The organism is Streptomyces capoamus (assembly GCF_014654935.1).
In the GTDB taxonomy this organism is placed as follows: domain Bacteria; phylum Actinomycetota; class Actinomycetes; order Streptomycetales; family Streptomycetaceae; genus Streptomyces; species Streptomyces capoamus.
The window spans coordinates 172,584-176,327 of the sequence record NZ_BNBF01000018.1; the positions used below are offsets into that span (position 1 = coordinate 172,584).

The 3,744-nt window shown below is 68.5% G+C and carries 3 protein-coding genes; all 3 read right to left on the bottom strand.

Annotation, left to right across the window (positions count from 1 at the left end; translation table 11 throughout):
• A partial coding sequence (locus IE312_RS26440; protein ID WP_229900462.1) for a cytochrome P450 occupies positions 1-1,019 on the bottom strand: 1,019 nt, incomplete at its 3' end.
• 40 nt (positions 1,020-1,059) lie between these two features.
• Positions 1,060-1,947 (bottom strand): (3R)-3-[(carboxymethyl)amino]fatty acid oxygenase/decarboxylase, encoded by an 888-nt coding sequence (gene scoE, locus IE312_RS26445; RefSeq protein WP_440862368.1) that lies wholly within the window; start codon positions 1,945-1,947, stop codon positions 1,060-1,062.
• Positions 1,948-2,703: 756 nt separating this feature from the next.
• Entirely contained in the window at positions 2,704-3,435 is a 732-nt protein-coding gene (locus IE312_RS26450) for a TetR/AcrR family transcriptional regulator (protein ID WP_189984825.1), read from the bottom strand.
• Positions 3,436-3,744: the final 309 nt, after the last annotated feature.

Below are 3,744 nucleotides of genomic sequence, written 5' to 3' on the forward strand. Positions count from 1 at the left end.
AGCTGCCAGTTCTGCTCACGCTCGAAGTCCAGCTTGTCGGGATCGGCGAAACGCATCGGGCAGCGGTTGGCCGCGCCCAGCGAGATCAGCACGCAGTCACCGCTGCGGATGGTCTCGCCGCCGATCTCCACGTCCTCGGCGGCGAACCGCCGGATGCCGCTGTGCGTCGAGCCGTCCCAGCGCATCAGCTCCTCGACCGCGTCCGGAATGATGTCCGGATTGGTGCGCATCGCCTCGGCCTTCTCCGGGTACTTGAGCAGCGCGAGCACGGAGGCACCGATCTGGCCGACCGTCGTGTCGTAGCCGCCCAGCAGCAGGAAGAAGGTCATGCCGATCATTTCCTGATCGGTCAGCGGCTTGCCCTCGTCGTCCTTGACCGAGACCCAGTACGAGATCAGGTCGTCGGCCGGCTCGCGCCGCTTGAGGTCGATGAGCCCCTGCACGTAGACGAGCAGCTGCTCGGCGGCCTCGCGGGCACGCTCCGGCGCGCCGCCGAGGAGCTCGTCGCTCCAGTACCGGAAGTCGCCCCGCTGGTCGTCCGGCACACCGAGGATGCCGGTGGTCATCGCGATCGGGAGCGGCGCCGCCAGGCCGTCCATGATGTCGCCGCCGCCGTTGGCCTCCATGGCGTCGAGCAGCTCCTTGGTGACCTGCTCGATCCGGGGCACCATGGCCGCGACCCGCTTCGGGGTGAAGGCGAAGTTCATGAAGCGGCGGAGGCGGGTGTGGATCTGCCCGTCCTCCATGTGCAGGTTCCCGGACCGGACGATCTCGGGCAGGATCTCGCTCTTGTAGTCGGGGCCCGCGTGCCGGCGGTTCCGGACCAGGCGGCGGTCCTTCAGTGCCTCGCTGGCCTCCTCGTAGCCGGTGATGAGCCAGACGTCGTTGCCGTCCGACAGGGACACGCGGTGCAGGGGCGCGCCCGTCCTGTGCATCTCGGCGTAGGTCGGATACGGGTCCTTGAAGAACGCCTCGTCGAACGGATTCGGGTGCTTCCGGGCCGGCTGCGCTGTGGTCATGACGACTCTTTCTCGGTCGTGAGGTCCAGGAACTGGCTGGTCAGGCGGAGATGCCCTCGTAGAACGGGAGGTGGTCGTGCACGGTGACGCGGAACGAGACGGCGGGCTCCGGCGTCGCGGTGTGCAGCGCGCGGTGCACGAGGCTGCGGTTGTCCCAGAGCAGCAGGTCACCCTTCTCGAAGGTCTGGAGGTGGATGTTCTCGTGCTCGCACGCGGGATCCAGCTGGCCCACGGCCTCCAGGGCATCCTTCAGGACCGAGTCGTCGAGCGGGTTGCCGGCGGAGTCCCGCAGCTCGGCGGTGAACCCCTCGCTGATGTAGAGGATCTGCTCGCCGGTGCCCGGGTGCTTGAAGACGGCCGGGTGCGGGGACGCCGGCGTCTTGGTCTCGATCTCTTCGAGGATCTTGGAGATCGGGCGGTACACGTCCGTCGGGCGGATCTTGAAGTACCGGCGCACGGTCTGCACCGCCACCGCGTCGGCGAGGGTGGCCTTCAGCTCGTCGGAGAGCTTCTCGTAGGCCTTGCCCATGTCGATGAAGAAGGTTCCGCGGTTCTTCTGCGGGATGACCTGGGGGTAGATCAGGGTGAGCCCGAACGGCTTCGGCATGAACATGTAGTCCGCATGCCAGAACTTGCCCGTCTTCGGGACCCCGATCTGCTTCTCCCCCTCGCTCACGTTCGAGGAGACGAAGACTTCCTTCACCTCGGGGTGCTGGTACATCGGCTCGTAGTAGGTCTCGGGAGTACCGAGCCTCCGGCCGAGTTCGAGGAAGCGCTCGGGCGACAGGTCCTGGTTCTTGAGCACCAGGATCTTGTCGCGGTAGGTCCGGGTCTTGAGTTCTTCGAAATCTTCGTCCGACGCAGTGGCCAGATCGAAGCCCTCAACCACGGCCCCCATCTTTTCTTCGGCCTGTCGAGTGATTTTCAATTCGTTCCTCCCCCTTGACTGGAAACGAACTTCCATCGGCGAGCTCATGCCTTCGACAACGCTAGCCGGGAACGCTAAAGAGCCCCTTAACGGAGACTTTTCATGCCGGTCGTCAGTTCGGCCGACGGGCTGTTTTCCGCCGGTCGGACGGCAGGCCGGCGGGCGTGCGCCCCGACCGTCGCGGCGGGTGGCTGCAGGGGTCCGCGCGCCGGTCGCGGCAGGCCGCGGCGGCACGGCCGAATGCCGGTGGTAGTGGGCCCCGACAGGCATGTAGGTGCCATCGACCCCGCTTTCCGGCCATGTGGTCCCGGCGGCTGCCGGGGGCGGTGCCGAACGGAGGGCGCCGGCGGGAGACCCCACGGAAGGAGGCCGCCGACGTGGACCGGTCCTTACTGATCGACGTGGCGGTGCCCGGAGGGGAGGGGGCCGGGAAAGGTGCCGGATTCAGCGAGTGCCGGATCTCCGCCGAAACGATCGCCGGATATCGGTGATGCGCCGGGGACGGAAGAGCGGCCGGGGAATTGAATCGGCGTGGGCGATAAGCAAACACCGGGGAAAGGGAGGGCGTTTTCGGTGGCTGGATGCCGGCCTGATGTCGCGGCGGTGCACCGGGAAGTTGCGGCGGTGCACTGGGATGTCGCGGCGGTGCACTGGGCCGGGACCCGGATCTACCGGCGGGCGGCACGCGGCCGAGACGGGGCGGGCGTCACGCGGCCATGACCGTGCGGGCACCACACAGCCATGACCGCGCAGGCCTCACACAGCCGTGACCGTGTCCTTAGGCGTCGCGAGCCCGAGCGTGCGGATCAGGTCCCGCATGTCGGCGTCGTAGAGCTTTGCCGGGTCGGCGACCTGGTGCCGCAGGTGGCCGTAGACCTCCAGCGTGAGAAGGCCGTGCATGCGGGCCCAGAGCCGGAGGCACAGGGCCACGGCCGCGGGCGGCAGATCGGGGAACGACTCCCGGGCCAGGGCGGCCAGGCTCGGCTGGAAGTCGTCCCATGTGTAGTCGCAGCCCTCCTGGAACCCGGCCGCCCGCGGCCAGGCGTGGGCGACGAGAGCGAGAAGCACCGCGCACAGCCGGTGCTCGGCTTCCTGCGCCGGACCGGCCTCGGGGGGCAGGTAGCCGGGGACCGGGTCGCCGTAGATGAGCCGGAACTCCTGCGGATGGGCCACCGCCCAGGCGCGATAGGCGTGGGCATGGGCGAGGAGCCGGTCCGCCGGGTCGGCCGGGGGAACGCCGCGGTGCGCACTCTCCAGGGCCTGCGCCAGCGACTCGTAGACATCGGCGGTGAGCGCCGTGATCAGGTCGTCGCGCTTGCCGAAGTAGCTGTAGATCGCGCCCGCCGTCATGCCCATCTCCCGGGCGATGGCCCGCAGGGAGATGGCGGCCGGACCTCCGTCCGCCATGTGTCCGAGCGCGATCGCCTTGATCTCCCGGGTCGTCTCCGCCCTCAGGCGCTCCCGCCGGCTCTGCGTCGCCTCTGCCATGCCCCCAGCTTAACCGCGTCGAAACCCAACACGGCAGGCAAAGACTGAACGCCGTGTAGTAACCTCGCGGCGTTCAGGCTGTGAGGTCCTGTTCCGCCCGCCGTGTGCGGACCGGCGGACCTCCGCACCGCATCTCGAAGGAAGCAAGGAAGCCAAGACGTGGCTGACACCGCTGGTACCGCTGGTACCGCTGATACCGCCCCCCGCACCAGGCCGCGGACCGGGCTGATGCTCGCGCTGCTGGCGTTCGCCCAGTTCATCGTTGCCGTCGACTACAACATCGTGTTCGTCGCGCTCCCGGAGATCGGC

Bases quoted from the DNA above. Each gene is read 5' to 3' on its own strand.
- IE312_RS26450 (WP_189984825.1), bottom strand. From the start codon at position 3,435: ATGGCAGAGGCGACGCAGAGCCGGCGGGAGCGCCTGAGGGCGGAGACG.